The following is a 13707-nucleotide window of genomic DNA, read 5'->3' as shown; positions in this document are numbered from 1 at the left end:
GGCTTCCTCAGTGAGCGTCGCTGCTTTCGAGCAGCTGTACGAATTGCTGGAGCTCGGTGATGTGCGCGTCGATGTCGCGCTTCTGATTCTCGAGCAAATGGATGCGGTCGCGGCAGCGCTCGAGCGTCACTTGCTTCTGCACCCGCCTGCCTTCGCCGACATCGTAGAGATCGATCATCTCCTTGATCTCGGCCAAGCTGAAGCCGACCCGCTTGCCGCGCAGGATCCAGGCGAGCCGCGCGCGGTCGGCGTGCGAATAGATTCGCTGGGTGCCGCGGCGTTCGGGGCCGATCAGCCCTTCATCCTCGTAGAAGCGCAATGCGCGCGGCGTGACCGCGAACTCGGCGCACAGATCCGAAATGGAGAAGGCATCCTGCTGGGGACGCGGCTCGATGGGCGCCAGGGCCTCGACGGGAAAGGCGGCAGCGGTGGTTGGCATGCCCGCTTTATAGCTTTACCTTTACGTGAACGTCAAGCAGTTCGCGCCGAGAGGCGCGCGATCAGCCCCGACATCTCGAACACGGTCGCGCCGGCATCGAGCGACAGCCCGACCGCCGCCTCGGCCAGTTCGCGTGCCGCGGCATAGGCATCGAGCGCGGCGCGGAGCGGCTCGCCCGAACGGGTCCGCGCGCGTTCGGCGATGAAGCTCGGCGAGCGCTGCAGGAACGCCTCGTAGCGTGGCTGCGCGGCCTTGGCGCCGAGCAATTTGGCGAGCCGCGAACGCACGGCGTTGGAAGGATCGCCGGTCTCGGCGAGCGTGGCCATCTCGCCCTCCAGCGCGGCGAGATCGAGCCCGGCAAAGCCCAGCGCGCGCCCCGGCGAACCCTCGCCCGCACGGACCAGCGCGTCGATTTCGCTCGCACTCGCTTGCGGGAGCTCCGCCCGCAAGATGCCGGCGACCTGCTCCGCCGGCAATGCCTCGAACCTTAGCAGCCGGCAGCGCGAGCGGATCGTCGGCAGCAATTGCCCCGGGGCGTGGCTGACGAGCAGGAAGATCGTTCCCGCCGGCGGCTCCTCGAGATTCTTGAGCAGGGCATTGGCGCCGCCGCGTTCGAGATCGTCGATCGAATCGATCACGATCACCCGCCGGCCGCTCAGCGACGGCTTGGTCGCGAACAAGGGCTGGAGGCTGCGCACCTGCGCGATGGTGATCGAGCGGGCGAGCGCCTCTTCGGGCTTGGCGGCGTCCTTGGGCAGCCGCACCAATGCGCGATAGTCGGGATGCGCGCCCGCCGCGATCAGATGCGCGGTCTGCGTCGTCTCGGGCACGTCCCAGCCGGGGTTGAGCTTGTGCGGCTCGCTGGCCTCGGCGAGCATCCGCGCCGCCGCGGCCCGGGCGAACGCCCCTTTCCCCACCCCTTCGGGCCCGGCGATCAGCCAGGCATGGTGGAGCACCCCGCTGGCCATGGCGGCGGCAAGCGCGTCGCGCGCGGATTCGTTGCCGAGAAAAGCCATCAGTCTCTCTATCCCCTCCCTCTCAGGGAGGGGCAAGGGGTGGGTAGCGGCGGACGAGGCTCGATGCCGCGGCCGACGCTTCGATCCTGGCAAGAGTTTCTGGGCGCGCAGACACGCGCACCCGCCCCCTGCCCCTCCCTGCGAGCAGGGAGGAGTGAAAAGTCACCCGAACAGCGACGTCAGCCCGAGCCACACCCGGCGGAAGAACCCCGCCTCGCCGACATCGGCCTCCGCCACCAGAGGCAGCGTCTGGGTCGGCATCCCCGGGGTCTCGACCACCAGGTCGGCGATATGCGCGCCCGCCTTGATCGGCGCCTTGACCGGGCCGAGATAGACCAATTTGCCGGTCATCTTTGGCGTGGTCCCCGCAGGCACCGTCGCGTTGAGCGCACGCGGCGCGACCACGCCGACGCTCCCCGCGCCGCCGCCCTGCACTTCGACTTCGCCGATCTTCTTGCCCTTCGACGCGATCGCGTGCGGGCTCCACGCGCGGAAGCCCCAGTTCATGAAGCGCACCGATTCCTCGGCGCGGCCGCCATAGGAATCGAGCCCCGCGACGACCATCACCAGCCGCCGCCCATTCTGCTCGGCCGATCCGGTGAAGCCGTATCCCGCTTCCTCGGTATGCCCGGTCTTGAGCCCGTCGGCACCGGCGACGCGCCCGAGCAACGGATCGCGATTGCCCTGGGTGATCGCGTCGCCGGCACCCAAAGTCTTCCCCCAGGTATAGGAGGTGCGGCTGTAGAATTGCTCGTAGAGCTGCGGATGATCCTCGATCGTCGCCTTGGCGAGATGCGCGAGATCGCGCGCGGTCACATAGGTGCGGCCTTCGTCGGGCCAGCCGTTCGACGTGCCGAACTGGCTGTTGGTCAGCCCGATCCTCTTCGCCTGCTGGTTCATCAGATTGACGAAGGCTTCCTCGGTCCCCGCGATCTTCTCGGCGAGCACCACGCAGGCGTCGTTGCCCGACAGCGTGACGATGCCGTTGAGCAGATCCTCGACCTTCGGCGTCTCGCCGACCGCGAGAAACATCGTCGAGCCTTGCGAATGCCACTTCTTCCACGTCTCGGGCGCGACGGTGGTGGTGTCGCTCAGCTTGAGCTTGCCCTGCTTGATCAGGTCGAACGCGACATAGACCGTCATCATCTTGGCCATCGATGCCGGCGGGATGCGGCGATCGGCATCCTTGGCATAGAGGACCGCGCCCGAGGACAGGTCCTCGAGATAGGCGATCGGGGCGGGCGTATCGAAAGGCGGGGTCTGCGCAGTGGTCGGATACGCGACGGCGAGCGCCAGGATCGAAGCGGCGATCAGCTTGTTCATGATGTCCGGGTCCCCGGGTTACTCAGTTGACGGCGAGTACGCGCGCGTCCCCATAACCCGCGCGTGCGGCCCCGCCCCGCGCTGCATCGGCCTGCGCCCGTGTGGCGAAGGGGCCGAGCTGCACGCGATAGAGCCCTCCGCCCTGCTTTACGGATCCGCCGAGCCTCTGCGCAAGCGCCTGCGCGTTCCGCGCGTTAGAAAGTGCGGCGACCTGCACCCAGAAATTGCCGCGCGCCGCCGGCCGCGGTGCGCGCACTACCGGAGCGGCGCGTGCCGGCGCCGGTCGCGCCGGCTCGGCCGATGTAGTCGCCGGCGCCCGTGCCGGCGCGCCGAGATGCTTGCGCAGGGCATTGAGCAGGACCGGCGGCGTATCGGGTCGCGCCGGCGCGGGATTGCCCGCGCGCAGCGCCAGCAGGTCGCCCGGTGCCGCGGCGACGCGCCGCACCCGCACCGGGATCGTCGCCGAACCGTCATGGCCTAGCGCGCGAGCGGCGCCGGCCGAAAGCGTGATCGGCCGCGCCGCGCCGGGATCGGTTGCATTGACCAGCGCCACGATCGTCCGGCCATTGTCGAGCGAGGTCACCTCGACCAGCGTGTCGACCGGCAGCGACGCGTGGACCCCGGTCACGCCCGTGCCCGGATCCTCGACCGCGGCATAGCCGACCTCGTCGTAACGCTGCTCGCCCGGCGCGCGCTGGGAGGACCCGCGCGGCCCGTCCATGCCGCTGGTCGGATCCTCCTGCGGCGCATAATCGAGCCGCGGCGCGGCCGGCCCAGGCTGCGCGGCGCCGGGCGCGGCATAGCTTGCGCCGGGGCGATCCTGCGGTGCGGCGGTGGCAAAGGCTCGCGCCCCGCCGAATCCGGCGAGGAGGAGAAGGGCAGCGACGGCGCTAGCGTTCGACTTCATCGGCGAGCAGGCCTACCGACAAAGCGTAAAAATTCGAGCAATTATAATCGAGGATCACGCGATAATTGCCGGTGAGCAAATAAGCGGTCTTTCCCGGGCCGTCGGGCTCGAGCAGGGTCGCCTGGACATGGTCCGCCGGCCAGCTCCGCCCCTGCGGAGTCAGCCCGAGCGCGCGCCATTCGGCCATCGTCTTCCACCGGCTGTGGCGCTCGTGCACCCGCGGGCAGCGCGTCGGCACCGTCCGCCCTGCCACCGCCGCACGATTGAACCCCGCCGGCACGCGCACCGCGACGCCCCAGGGCTGGCCCGGCCGCCAGCCGGCATTGACGAAATAATTGGCGATCGAGGCGAGCGTGTCGGGCTCGCTGGTCCAGATGTCGGCGAGCCCGTCGCCGTCGCCGTCCACCGCCAGCCGCAGATAGACGCTGGGCAGGAATTGCGGCCCGCCGAACGCCCCCGCCCAGCTGCCCACCAGTTTCTCGCGCGGCACCCCGCGATCGATCATCTTGAGCGTCGCGATGAATTCCTCGGCGAACAAGGCGCGCCGCCGCCCCTCATAAGCGAGGCTGGCGAGCGCCCGCGGCAAGTCGAACCCGCCCATCACCCGGCCGTAATTGGTCTCGTGCCCCCAGATCGCCACCATGATCGATTCGGGCACCCCGGTCTCGCGCTCGATCCGCGCCAATCGGCTGCGCACCCGCTGCCAGGCGGCGCGCCCCTGCCCGATCCGCGCCGCGTCGACATGCTTGACGCGATAAGGCTCGAAATTGGAGATCGGCGCATTGGGCCGGGTTTCGGGCTGCTGGCGGTCGAGCTCGACCACCCGGGCATTGTAGGTCAGGGTCGGGATCACCCGGTCGACCGTGCGCCGGGTCACCCCTTCGGCCAGCGCCTGGCGGCCGAGCGTCTGAAGATAGGCCTGGAAGCCCGCCTCGTCCTGCGCGATCGCCGGCCCTGCCGCCGGGCTCGCCAAAATCACCGCCGCGGCCAGCACCGCCGCTTTCCCGAACATCGCACGCAAGCTGAACATGCGCGATTTTGTGCCACAGCCGTGCCCGGGCATGAACCCCCTTTGGCGCGCAGATGAGCAAGATTTTCTGGCGTACTGTCGCGCGGCGCGATAGCGGGGGCGTCAGCGGAGAGGTGGCCGAGTGGTTTAAGGCAGCGGTCTTGAAAACCGCCGTGGGTGCAAGCTCACCGTGGGTTCGAATCCCACCCTCTCCGCCACGCCGTCCTTTGCTTCCTCGCCCGAAAGTGGGTTCCTCAGCGTCCGGCGACGCGGCGCGCGATGGGCCGCACGGTGGCGCAGGCCGGAGTGCCGTCCGCCGCGGTGCCGGGGACGCGAATCTCGATGGCTCCGCCGCCCCCCGCCGCACGGTCCAGCATGTCGGCGTCGATGTCGTGAATGTCGACCTTCATTCGACGGGACCAGGGAGAGGAAGAGTCTCCGGCCATTTGCCCGATACGAACATAGACGAATCTTCGCACCGGGCCTTCGCGACGGACCTGGTCGCCATAGAATTTGGGGCCCGGCGCCACACGGACGGAGAGGTCGAATATCAGCGGTTCGCCCGCGCGCGACGCTTTTGGATCGAGCGGCGACTCATCCCTCGCCTGCAGGCTGTGAAGCACCCCGATCACAGGCTGCTCGATGATGATCCGAAGGTCGATCTCGGTCTGGTCCGCCTTGGCCATGCGCCCTGATAGCCCGGCGCGTCGGCGGGGCAAAGACGCAGCGGCGCCTGCATCAGCGGATCCGGCCGGGCATGAGGCGAAAAGGCGGCCCTTCGGGGCACCGCCGGCGCGGCTTGGTCAGACCAATCGCACCTAAGCCGACCCGATCTTCAGCCGCCGCGCCACGCTGTCGCGCCGTGCATCGAGCTCGCTCCGCGCCCGCTCCATCACCTCGAGCTCGGTCGCCTCGAGCAGATCGTCGACCACCCCGCGCAGATGCCGCCGCATTGCGGCGCGCGCGGCATGCGGATCGCGCGCGTGCAGCGCCGCGACGATCGGGCGATGCTCCTCGACCCGCGGCGTGATTCCGCCGCGCTTCGCCCGCGCGAACATGTTCGCGGCGAGCGGCGAGCGCGTGCGCAAATCCCACAGATATTCGATCACGCTGCGGATCGCGGCATTGCCGGTCGCATTGGCGATCGCGAGGTGAAAGCGATGATCGGCGTCCATCACCGAGGGCTCGTTCGAATCGTCCGCCGCCATCTCGACGAGCAATTCGTCGAGCTCGGCGAGTTGCTCGTCGGTGATCGATACCGCCGCCAACGCCACTGCCTCGCCTTCGAACAGGATCCGCGCCTCGGTCAGGTCGAACGCGCCGACGTCGAAATTGAGCGAATCCTCGCGCTGCCCGGTGCCGTGGTCGCGCGGCGTGACATAGAGGCCCGAGCCGTGCCGCGCCTCGATCCAGCCCTTCATCTCGAGCGCGATCATCGCCTCGCGGATCGTCGGGCGGCTGACGCCATATTCCTCGGCGAGGTCGCGTTCGCCGGGAAGCCGGGTGCCCGGCGACCAGCGCCCGCCCTCGATCGCCTCGGTGATCGAAGCCGCCACCCGCTGGTACAGCTTGTTGCCTTTGATCTTCATAACGCCCTCTTTGCACCACTCTAGGTTGACAGCATACCCGTCACAAGCAGATATTGGCCTGACCACTTTTAGGGAAATGCTGACCTTGCCTCGCATCACTTCTGCACGCGTGATCGTGACGTGCCCCGGCCGTAACTTCGTGACTCTCAAGATCGAGACCGACCAGGGCGTCTACGGCGTCGGCGACGCCACCCTGAACGGCCGTGAGCTGGCGGTGGCGAGCTATCTCGAGGATCATGTCATTCCCTGCCTGATCGGCCGCGACGCGCACCGGATCGAGGATATCTGGCAATATCTCTACAAGGGCGCCTATTGGCGCCGCGGCCCGGTGACGATGTCGGCGATCGCCGCGGTCGACATGGCCTTGTGGGACATCAAGGGCAAGGTCGCCGGACTGCCGGTCTATCAATTGCTCGGCGGCGCGGCGCGCGAAGGCTGCATGGTCTATGGCCATGCCAACGGCTCGGACGTCGAGGAGACGATCGAGCGCGCGCACGAATATCTCGAGCAGGGCTATAAGGCAGTGCGCCTCCAGTCGGGCGTCCCCGGGCTCGCCGCGACCTATGGCGTCTCGGGCGAGCGCTTCTACTACGAGCCCGCCAAAGGGTCGCTTCCCGAAGAGACGCTCTGGTCGACCTCGAAATATATGCGTCACGTGCCCGAATTGTTCGAACGCGGGCGCGAGGCGCTCGGCTGGGACATCCATCTGCTCCACGACGTCCACCACCGCCTGACTCCGATCGAGGCCGGGCGGCTCGGCAAGGATCTCGAGCCGTACCGCCTGTTTTGGCTAGAGGACGCGACCCCGGCCGAGAATCAGGCCGGCTTCCGGCTGATCCGCCAGCACACCACCACCCCGCTCGCGGTCGGCGAGATCTTCAATTCGGTGTGGGACGCCAAGCAGCTGATCGAGGAGCAATTGATCGACTATATCCGCGCCACGGTGGTCCATGCCGGCGGCATCACCCATCTGCGCCGGATCGCCGGCCTCGCCGATCTCTATCAGGTCCGCACCGGCTGCCACGGCGCGACCGACCTGTCGCCGGTCAGCATGGCGGCGGCGCTCAATTTTGGGCTGTCGGTGCCCAATTTCGGCATCCAGGAATATATGCGCCACTCCGCCGAGACCGACGAAGTGTTCCCGCACGCCTATTCGCTGTCGAACGGCCTGATGCATCCCGGCGACAAGCCCGGCCTCGGCGTCGATATCGACGAGGCGCTGGCCGCGAAATACGCGTATAAGCGCGCCTATTTGCCGGTGAACCGGCTCGAGGACGGGACGATGTTCAACTGGTGAGGCTTTAGTGCTCCTGCTTTCGCAGGAGCACTGGCAAGGGAAGGCCGCACCCTTCAACGCTCCGGCCTTTTGCCGGAGCACCGGTATGCGCCTCATCGAACGCGTCGAGGACAGAATATCGTGCTCCGGCAAAGGCCGGAGCGCCGGCAAGGAAAGGCTTCGGTCGCCACCCCTCCTGCCTTCGCCGAAGCGCCGGCATTCTCCCTCCACAATCCCCGACCAAAGCGTAAATTCCGCATCAACCACGTATTTACGTGCTTCGGTATACCCCCGGCTTGCATAAGGGCGCACCGGTACTCCCGGTATCTCAGGAATTTGGGGGCATATGCCGTTCGATACCGCACAGATTGCCCGTCTCGGCGGCACATGGGGAGCGATGGGATCGCTCGTCGCGTCCGATGGCAGCGCGAACCACCCCTGGCTCCAGCGCATCGCCCGGAACCCCGAGCCGCTGCGTGACCTTGCCGATGCCGCCCATTTCATCTGCGTGCTCCACGGCCGCCATCCCGGGGTGATCGATCATGCGCTCGATCATGCCCGCGTCTCGCTCGAGCGCGACTGGCTCGAGGCCGCCGCCGACGCCTTCGCCACCGAACGCGCCTATCTCGTCCGCATCGTCGCTGCTGCCGGGCCGCTGCCCAGCACGCCCGGCCATGCCGAATCCGAATCCGCCGCGCAGGCGCAGCGCCACGCGCTCGACATGCTCGCCCAGTCCGACCGGGCCGGCTGCGCCGCGGGCGCCGCGCTCGCGGTGGCGATCGACTGGGCGACGATCCGCTCGGTACTCGATGCAGTCGCCGGCCGGCTGGGCCTGACCGTGCCCGTCTCTACCCTGCCGCTCGCCGAGGAGACCGTCAGCGTCGTCGACGCGCTCGCCCGCGAAGGCGCGATGGAGCGCGCGATGCTGTTCGGCGCGCAACAGGTCTTCGCCCAGCATCGCGGCCTGTGGGACCTGCTCGAAGCCCGCGCCAGCGCCCGCGCGCGGGGCTGACACCGCGAGCCTTGCCCCATGCGCTCCCCTCCCGCTTGCGGGAGGGGAATCGAGTAACGGGTTGCAACCAGCAACCCTCCGCCTCTATCCCCGCGCCATGCGCTTCGAAGGCACCCAAAGCTATGTCGCGACGGAGGACCTCAAGGTCGCCGTCAACGCGGCCGTCACCCTCCGCCGTCCGTTGCTCGTCAAGGGCGAGCCGGGGACCGGCAAGACCGTCCTCGCTTATGAGATAGCGAAAGCGGTCGGCGCCCCGCTGATCGAGTGGAACGTCAAGTCGACCACCAAGGCGCAGCAGGGCCTCTACGAATATGACGCGGTCGCGCGGCTGCGCGATGGCCAGCTCGGCGACGAACGCGTCCACGACATCGCCAATTACATCCGCAAGGGCAAATTGTGGGAGGCGTTCACCGCGCCGCAGCTCCCCGTCCTGCTGATCGACGAGATCGACAAGGCCGATATCGAATTCCCCAACGATCTTCTGCTCGAGCTCGATCGCATGGAATTCCATGTCTACGAGACCAAGGAGACCGTCCGCGCCGCCGAGCGCCCGATCGTGGTGATCACCTCGAACAACGAGAAGGAATTGCCCGACGCGTTCCTGCGTCGCTGCTTCTTCCACTACATCAAATTCCCCGACCGCGAGACGATGCAGGCCATCGTCGACGTCCATTTCCCCGGCATCCAGAAGATCCTCGTTAGCAAGGCGATGGACATCTTCTACGACATCCGCGAGGTCCCCGGGCTCAAGAAGAAGCCGAGCACCTCCGAGCTGCTCGACTGGCTCAAATTGCTCCTCCACGAGGAGATGCCGCTCGACGTGCTCCAGTCACAGGATACGAGCAAGGCGATCCCGCCGCTCCACGGCGCGTTGCTCAAGAACGAGCAGGACGTGATGCTGTTCGAACGGCTCGCCTTCATGAGCCGGCGGCAGAGCAAATGAGCCGCTATACCGGCCGTTGCGCCTGCGGCGCGGTCACCGCCACGGTCGACGGCACGGCGGTCGCCGTCCGCCAATGCTGGTGCCGCCAGTGCCAGCAGATCGCCGCCGGCTCGCCGACCACCAATGCGATGTTCGCCACCGACGCGGTCGCGATCTCGGGCGAACTCGCCGCCACTTCCTATGTCGCGGCGAGCGGCAACACGCTCACCCAGAGCTTTTGCGGCAAGTGCGGCACCCAGGTGATGGGGCAGTCCTCGGCGCGCCCGCAATTCCGCACCCTGCGGCTCGGTTTCCTCGACGCGCCCAACGATCTCGCCCCGCAAGTCGCGATCTGGACCGAGGATGCGCCGGCTTGGGCAGTGATCGATCCGGCGCTCGAACGTTTTCCGCGGCAGCCGCCGCCGCCGCAAAAACAGGGTTAACGCTTTTTTAACCGGTTCCCGATACCCGGCGCACGGGGGGGTATCTGTAACGGTACCCGTGTATGCGTCGCTTCGCGTTCTCCGTCCTGCTCGCCGCCGCCGCCGCTGCGGCCGTTCCCGCGCAGGCGCAATCGCTTCTCGAATATGTCGGCCAGTGCGTGCCCTTCGCCCGCCAAGCCTCGGGCATCCAGATCTATGGCGACGCCTGGACATGGTGGGCGCAGGCCGATGGCCGCTACCAGCGCGGGCAGAGGCCGCGCGTCGGCGCCGTCCTCGCTTTCGCCAAAAGCGGCCGTCTGCCGCTCGGCCATGTCGCGGTGGTCAGCCGCATCGTCGACAAGCGCGTGCTGATGGTCACCCACGCCAATTGGTCGCGCGTCGACGGCAAGCGCGGCCATGCCGAGCAGGACGTCACTCTGTTCGACGTTTCGCCGCGCGGCGACTGGAGCCAGGTCAAGGTCTGGTACCGCGACACCAACGGGCTCGGCAGCTCGGTCTATCCCGCGCACGGCTTCATCTATGGCGCGCCCGATCCGGCGGCGGGCGGCGCGATCCGCCCCGCCCGCCCCGCGCCCGAATTGAGCAGCCGCCAGCCCGATTATGTCGGCTCGCTGATCGATGCCTATGCCCGCTGACTTGTGCGCCTCGCGGCGCTGAAGCATTAGGAGCGGCATGCAGGGGGGCAGCATCGCGCGAAGATATTGGTGGCTGCTCGGCGGACTCGTGCTGCTCGGCCTCGCCTTGCGCATCGCCGGCGCGCAGGGCGCATTGTGGCTCGACGAGGCCTGGTCGGCCAAGCAGGCGCACGACGCCGGTACCCCGCTCGGCGTGTTCCTCAACATCAATCACGACAACAACCACCATCTCAATTCGCTGTGGATGCAGTTCGTCGGGTTCGACGCCGCCCCGCCGCTCGCCCGGGCGCTGTCGATCGTCACCGGCACCGCCGCGATCCTGATCGCCGCGCTGATCGGCGCGCGCCGCCACCTTGCGCTCGGCTTGATCACCGGGCTTCTCTTCGCGGTCTCGCCCGCGCTGGTCACCTTCGGCTCAGAGGCCCGCGGCTATGCGCCGATGGTGCTCGCCTTGCTCGTCGCGATCCTGCTGATCGACCGCTGGCTGGCCGGCGAGGCCGAGCGCAGCCCCGCGACGGCGCTGGCGATCGCCTTTTTCCTCGGTGCCTTTTCGCAGCTGACCATGTTCTTCGGCTTCTGCGCGCTCGCCGGCTGGGTGTTCTTCGCTTTGTGGAAGCGCGACGGGCTCAAGCCGGCGATCCTCGGCAGCTTCAGGCTCTTCCTCCCCTCGGCGATCACGCTCGGCCTCGTCGTCGCGATCATCCTCGGCGCCGCCGCCGCGCATACCGGCTTCAAGTTCGGCCGCTACGATCCGTACAATACGATGGAGCTGCTCCACGGCGTCTCGGAGATGGTCCAATATATTCTGGGCTTCCCGATCGTCAGCATCTGGTGGTTCGCCGCGATCCCCGCGCTGGTGGTGCTCGCGCCTTCCGCCGGCGTGACGCGCATCGCCTTTCACCGTCTCGCTATCCTCGCTTTCCCGCTGGCGCTCGCCTTGCTCCGTTCGGGCAATGTCGCGCACCCGCGTTATTATCTCCTCGTCGGCATTGCGTTGCTGATCCTCGTTGCCGAACTGATCTGGCTCGGCTGGCGCGCCGGCGGCTGGAAGCGCTGGCTGGCCGGCGCAGCGCTCGCAACGATCACCGCCGCCAGTCTCGTCCTCGACATGGATCTCGCGATCAACCGGCGCGGCGATGTCGGCGCCGCGATCCGCGCGATGCAGGCCCGCGCGCCGCAGGGCGCCACCCTGATCCTCGATCGCGAGCCCGGCATCGCCACGCTCGAGGCGGCGGCCGCCGCCGCGCATTATCCGCTGAAGGTCCAGCTCGCCGATTGCACCGCCGCGCCCTTCTTCTTCGCCGATCGCTTCAAGGGCGAGGAGCCGCCCGCCGCGATCGCACTCTGCGGCGCCCGCTTCATGCCGATCGCCGGCGCGCGCGCCCACGGCATGTCGGGCACCCACTGGACGCTCTACCAGCGCCAGCCCTAGAAGGCGCCATGTTCTTCTCTTTCCTCGACGAACTGCGCGCTGCCGGCATCCCGGCCAGCCTCAAGGAGCATCTGGTCCTGCTCGAGGCGCTCGACCGCGACGTGATCGAGCGCACCCCCGAGGCGTTCTATTATCTCGCCCGCGCCACCTTCGTGAAGGACGAGGGACTGCTCGATCGCTTCGACCAGGTCTTCGCCAAGGTCTTCCGCGGCATCGCCACCAATTACGGCGTCGCCCGCGCTGACATTCCCGAGGACTGGCTCAAGGCGATCGCCGAGAAATTCCTCACGCCGGAAGAGATGGCGGCGATCCAGTCGCTCGGCTCATGGGAAGAGATCATGGAGACGCTCAAGCAGCGGCTCGCCGAGCAGCATGAACGCCATCAGGGCGGCAGCAAATGGATCGGCACCGGCGGCACCTCGCCGTTCGGCAATTCGGGCTACAATCCCGAAGGCGTCCGCATCGGGGGAGAGAGCAAGCACAAGCGCGCGCTCAAGGTGTGGGACCAGCGCGAATTCCGCAACCTCGACAACACGAAGGAACTCGGCACCCGCAACATCAAGGTCGCGCTGCGCCGCCTGCGCCGCTTCGCCCGCGAAGGCGCTGCCGACGAGCTCGACATGGACGCGACGATCGAGGGCACCGCCAAACAGGGCTGGCTCGACGTCCGGATGCGCCCCGAGCGCCACAACGCGGTCAAGCTATTGCTCTTCCTCGACGTCGGCGGCTCGATGGACCCGTTCGTCAAGCTCTGCGAGGAATTGTTCTCGGCGGCCACGTCCGAGTTCAAGAATCTCGAATTCTTCTATTTCCACAATTGCCCGTACGAAGGCGTGTGGAAGGACAATCGCCGCCGCTTCACCGAGCGCACGCCGACCTGGGACGTGCTCCACAAATATGGCCACGACTATAAATTGATCTTCGTCGGCGACGCCTCGATGAGCGCGTACGAGATCAGCCATCCCGGCGGCTCGGTCGAGCATTTCAACGAGGAGGCCGGCGGCGTCTGGATGCAGCGGCTGGTCGACACCTATCCCGCCGCGGTGTGGCTCAACGTCCTGCCCGAGGCGCATTGGGGCTATACCCAGTCGGTACGCATCATCCGCGAGCTGATGCAGGACCGCATGTATCCGCTGACGCTGGCAGGGCTCGACGCCGCGATGCGCGAACTGAGCCGGAAAAGGTAAGCTCCCCTTCCTGCAAGGGCGGGGCTGGGGTGGATGCGACCCCGGCGAGGGCCGGGGGAGCCCAACGGTGCGGTGGAGAAAAAGAAAAGGCCGGGCGTCGAACCCGACCTTTTCTTACTCACCCCTGCCCCCTGCCTGCAGGGAGGGGAGTACGAAACTAGAGCCGGTCGATTGCCCGGTGCAGCCGCCGCAGCACCGCATTGTCGTGCGCCGGCCCGCTTACTGCTTCCGAAGCGAGCGCCATCAGCCGCACCGCGCCGAAGCTCGCCGCCAGTCCCTTGAGCCGCAACGCCCCCGCCGCCCATGCATCCGGCGTCTCCGCCGATTTCATCGCGCCGACGCAGCGCCGCACGCTGTCGAGGAAGGATTCGCGCAGCTCGGCGATCAGCGCGGGCTCGTCGCCCACCGCAGCCGCCAGCGTCGCATCGATCGCACCCGGGTCATATGCCATGCCCCGGGACTATCCGAACGGGGTTAACGGGTGGTTGCGGCCTGTTTGGCGAATTGTCCAAACATG

At 67.6% G+C, this 13707-nt stretch carries 15 protein-coding genes and 1 tRNA gene; 8 read left to right on the top strand and 8 right to left on the bottom strand.

Going from position 1 to position 13707, the window contains the following annotated elements:
• Positions 1-7 precede the first annotated feature (7 nt).
• The 5 genes from Q9Q95_RS05770 to Q9Q95_RS05750 form a co-directional block, all read right to left on the bottom strand.
• Positions 8-439, bottom strand: a complete 432-nt coding sequence (locus tag Q9Q95_RS05770; RefSeq protein ID WP_306094810.1) for a MerR family DNA-binding transcriptional regulator — start codon at positions 437-439, stop codon at positions 8-10.
• 32 nt (positions 440-471) lie between these two features.
• Positions 472-1455: an AAA family ATPase gene (locus Q9Q95_RS05765; protein WP_371876693.1), complete on the bottom strand. Its 984-nt coding sequence runs from the start codon at positions 1453-1455 to the stop codon at positions 472-474.
• Positions 1456-1617: 162 nt separating this feature from the next.
• Positions 1618-2778, bottom strand: coding sequence for a D-alanyl-D-alanine carboxypeptidase family protein (locus Q9Q95_RS05760; protein ID WP_306094809.1), 1161 nt, complete (start codon positions 2776-2778; stop codon positions 1618-1620).
• 22 nt (positions 2779-2800) lie between these two features.
• On the bottom strand, positions 2801-3685 hold the full coding sequence (locus Q9Q95_RS05755) for an SPOR domain-containing protein (protein WP_306094807.1): 885 nt from the start codon (positions 3683-3685) through the stop codon (positions 2801-2803).
• Positions 3669-4697, bottom strand: a complete 1029-nt coding sequence (locus Q9Q95_RS05750) for a lytic transglycosylase domain-containing protein (RefSeq protein WP_306095554.1) — start codon at positions 4695-4697, stop codon at positions 3669-3671. The genes Q9Q95_RS05755 and Q9Q95_RS05750 overlap by 17 nt, the downstream gene beginning before the upstream one ends.
• Positions 4698-4822: 125 nt before the next feature.
• Between Q9Q95_RS05750 and Q9Q95_RS05745 the strand changes: the two genes are divergently transcribed.
• Positions 4823-4912, top strand: a tRNA-Ser gene (locus Q9Q95_RS05745).
• Between the two features lie 36 nt (positions 4913-4948).
• Here the strand turns inward: Q9Q95_RS05745 and Q9Q95_RS05740 are convergent.
• Positions 4949-5380, bottom strand: a complete 432-nt coding sequence (locus tag Q9Q95_RS05740) for a DUF5990 family protein (RefSeq protein WP_306094805.1) — start codon at positions 5378-5380, stop codon at positions 4949-4951.
• Positions 5381-5512: 132 nt separating this feature from the next.
• Complete coding sequence (locus tag Q9Q95_RS05735) at positions 5513-6283, bottom strand: FadR/GntR family transcriptional regulator (protein ID WP_306094803.1); 771 nt, start codon at positions 6281-6283, stop codon at positions 5513-5515.
• 85 nt (positions 6284-6368) lie between these two features.
• On the opposite strand from Q9Q95_RS05735, the gene manD reads away from it, so the two are divergent.
• The 7 genes from manD (at position 6369) to Q9Q95_RS05700 (ending at position 13190) form a co-directional block, all read left to right on the top strand.
• Positions 6369-7580 carry a D-mannonate dehydratase ManD gene (gene manD / locus Q9Q95_RS05730; RefSeq protein ID WP_306094801.1) on the top strand — a complete coding sequence of 404 codons (1212 nt, stop codon included), beginning with the start codon at positions 6369-6371 and terminating at the stop codon, positions 7578-7580.
• A 325-nt stretch (positions 7581-7905) separates the two neighbouring features.
• Positions 7906-8571, top strand: coding sequence for a hypothetical protein (locus Q9Q95_RS05725; RefSeq protein ID WP_306094799.1), 666 nt, complete (start codon positions 7906-7908; stop codon positions 8569-8571).
• A 97-nt stretch (positions 8572-8668) separates the two neighbouring features.
• Positions 8669-9514, top strand: coding sequence for a MoxR family ATPase (locus Q9Q95_RS05720; protein ID WP_306095553.1), 846 nt, complete (start codon positions 8669-8671; stop codon positions 9512-9514).
• Positions 9511-9936, top strand: a complete 426-nt coding sequence (locus Q9Q95_RS05715) for a GFA family protein (protein ID WP_306094798.1) — start codon at positions 9511-9513, stop codon at positions 9934-9936. The genes Q9Q95_RS05720 and Q9Q95_RS05715 overlap by 4 nt, the downstream gene beginning before the upstream one ends.
• A 62-nt stretch (positions 9937-9998) precedes the next feature.
• Positions 9999-10571: a CHAP domain-containing protein gene (locus tag Q9Q95_RS05710; protein ID WP_306094796.1), complete on the top strand. Its 573-nt coding sequence runs from the start codon at positions 9999-10001 to the stop codon at positions 10569-10571.
• Positions 10572-10608: 37 nt separating this feature from the next.
• Positions 10609-12003 carry a hypothetical protein gene (locus Q9Q95_RS05705; protein WP_306094794.1) on the top strand — a complete coding sequence of 465 codons (1395 nt, stop codon included), beginning with the start codon at positions 10609-10611 and terminating at the stop codon, positions 12001-12003.
• Positions 12004-12011: 8 nt separating this feature from the next.
• Positions 12012-13190, top strand: coding sequence for a VWA domain-containing protein (locus Q9Q95_RS05700; protein ID WP_306094792.1), 1179 nt, complete (start codon positions 12012-12014; stop codon positions 13188-13190).
• A gap of 157 nt (positions 13191-13347) precedes the next feature.
• Here the strand turns inward: Q9Q95_RS05700 and Q9Q95_RS05695 are convergent, their stop codons facing one another.
• Positions 13348-13641, bottom strand: a complete 294-nt coding sequence (locus Q9Q95_RS05695; protein WP_306094790.1) for an Hpt domain-containing protein — start codon at positions 13639-13641, stop codon at positions 13348-13350.
• Positions 13642-13707 lie beyond the last annotated feature (66 nt).

It is taken from the genome of Sphingomonas sp. DG1-23, from assembly GCF_030730875.1.
Lineage (GTDB): Bacteria > Pseudomonadota > Alphaproteobacteria > Sphingomonadales > Sphingomonadaceae > Sphingomonas.
Note: the sequence above shows the minus strand (reverse complement) of the source record. Positions and strands in the feature narration are given on the sequence as shown.

Bases quoted from the DNA above. Each gene is read 5' to 3' on its own strand.
- Q9Q95_RS05755 (WP_306094807.1), bottom strand. From the start codon at position 3,685: ATGAAGTCGAACGCTAGCGCCGTCGCTGCCCTTCTCCTCCTCGCCGGA.
- Q9Q95_RS05735 (WP_306094803.1), bottom strand. From the start codon at position 6,283: ATGAAGATCAAAGGCAACAAGCTGTACCAGCGGGTGGCGGCTTCGATC.
- Q9Q95_RS05750 (WP_306095554.1), bottom strand. From the start codon at position 4,697: ATGTTCGGGAAAGCGGCGGTGCTGGCCGCGGCGGTGATTTTGGCGAGC.
- Q9Q95_RS05765 (WP_371876693.1), bottom strand. From the start codon at position 1,455: ATGGCTTTTCTCGGCAACGAATCCGCGCGCGACGCGCTTGCCGCCGCC.
- Q9Q95_RS05740 (WP_306094805.1), bottom strand. From the start codon at position 5,380: ATGGCCAAGGCGGACCAGACCGAGATCGACCTTCGGATCATCATCGAG.
- Q9Q95_RS05725 (WP_306094799.1), top strand. From the start codon at position 7,906: ATGCCGTTCGATACCGCACAGATTGCCCGTCTCGGCGGCACATGGGGA.
- Q9Q95_RS05715 (WP_306094798.1), top strand. From the start codon at position 9,511: ATGAGCCGCTATACCGGCCGTTGCGCCTGCGGCGCGGTCACCGCCACG.
- Q9Q95_RS05760 (WP_306094809.1), bottom strand. From the start codon at position 2,778: ATGAACAAGCTGATCGCCGCTTCGATCCTGGCGCTCGCCGTCGCGTAT.
- Q9Q95_RS05720 (WP_306095553.1), top strand. From the start codon at position 8,669: ATGCGCTTCGAAGGCACCCAAAGCTATGTCGCGACGGAGGACCTCAAG.
- Q9Q95_RS05705 (WP_306094794.1), top strand. From the start codon at position 10,609: ATGCAGGGGGGCAGCATCGCGCGAAGATATTGGTGGCTGCTCGGCGGA.
- Q9Q95_RS05770 (WP_306094810.1), bottom strand. From the start codon at position 439: ATGCCAACCACCGCTGCCGCCTTTCCCGTCGAGGCCCTGGCGCCCATC.
- Q9Q95_RS05710 (WP_306094796.1), top strand. From the start codon at position 9,999: ATGCGTCGCTTCGCGTTCTCCGTCCTGCTCGCCGCCGCCGCCGCTGCG.
- Q9Q95_RS05695 (WP_306094790.1), bottom strand. From the start codon at position 13,641: ATGGCATATGACCCGGGTGCGATCGATGCGACGCTGGCGGCTGCGGTG.
- Q9Q95_RS05700 (WP_306094792.1), top strand. From the start codon at position 12,012: ATGTTCTTCTCTTTCCTCGACGAACTGCGCGCTGCCGGCATCCCGGCC.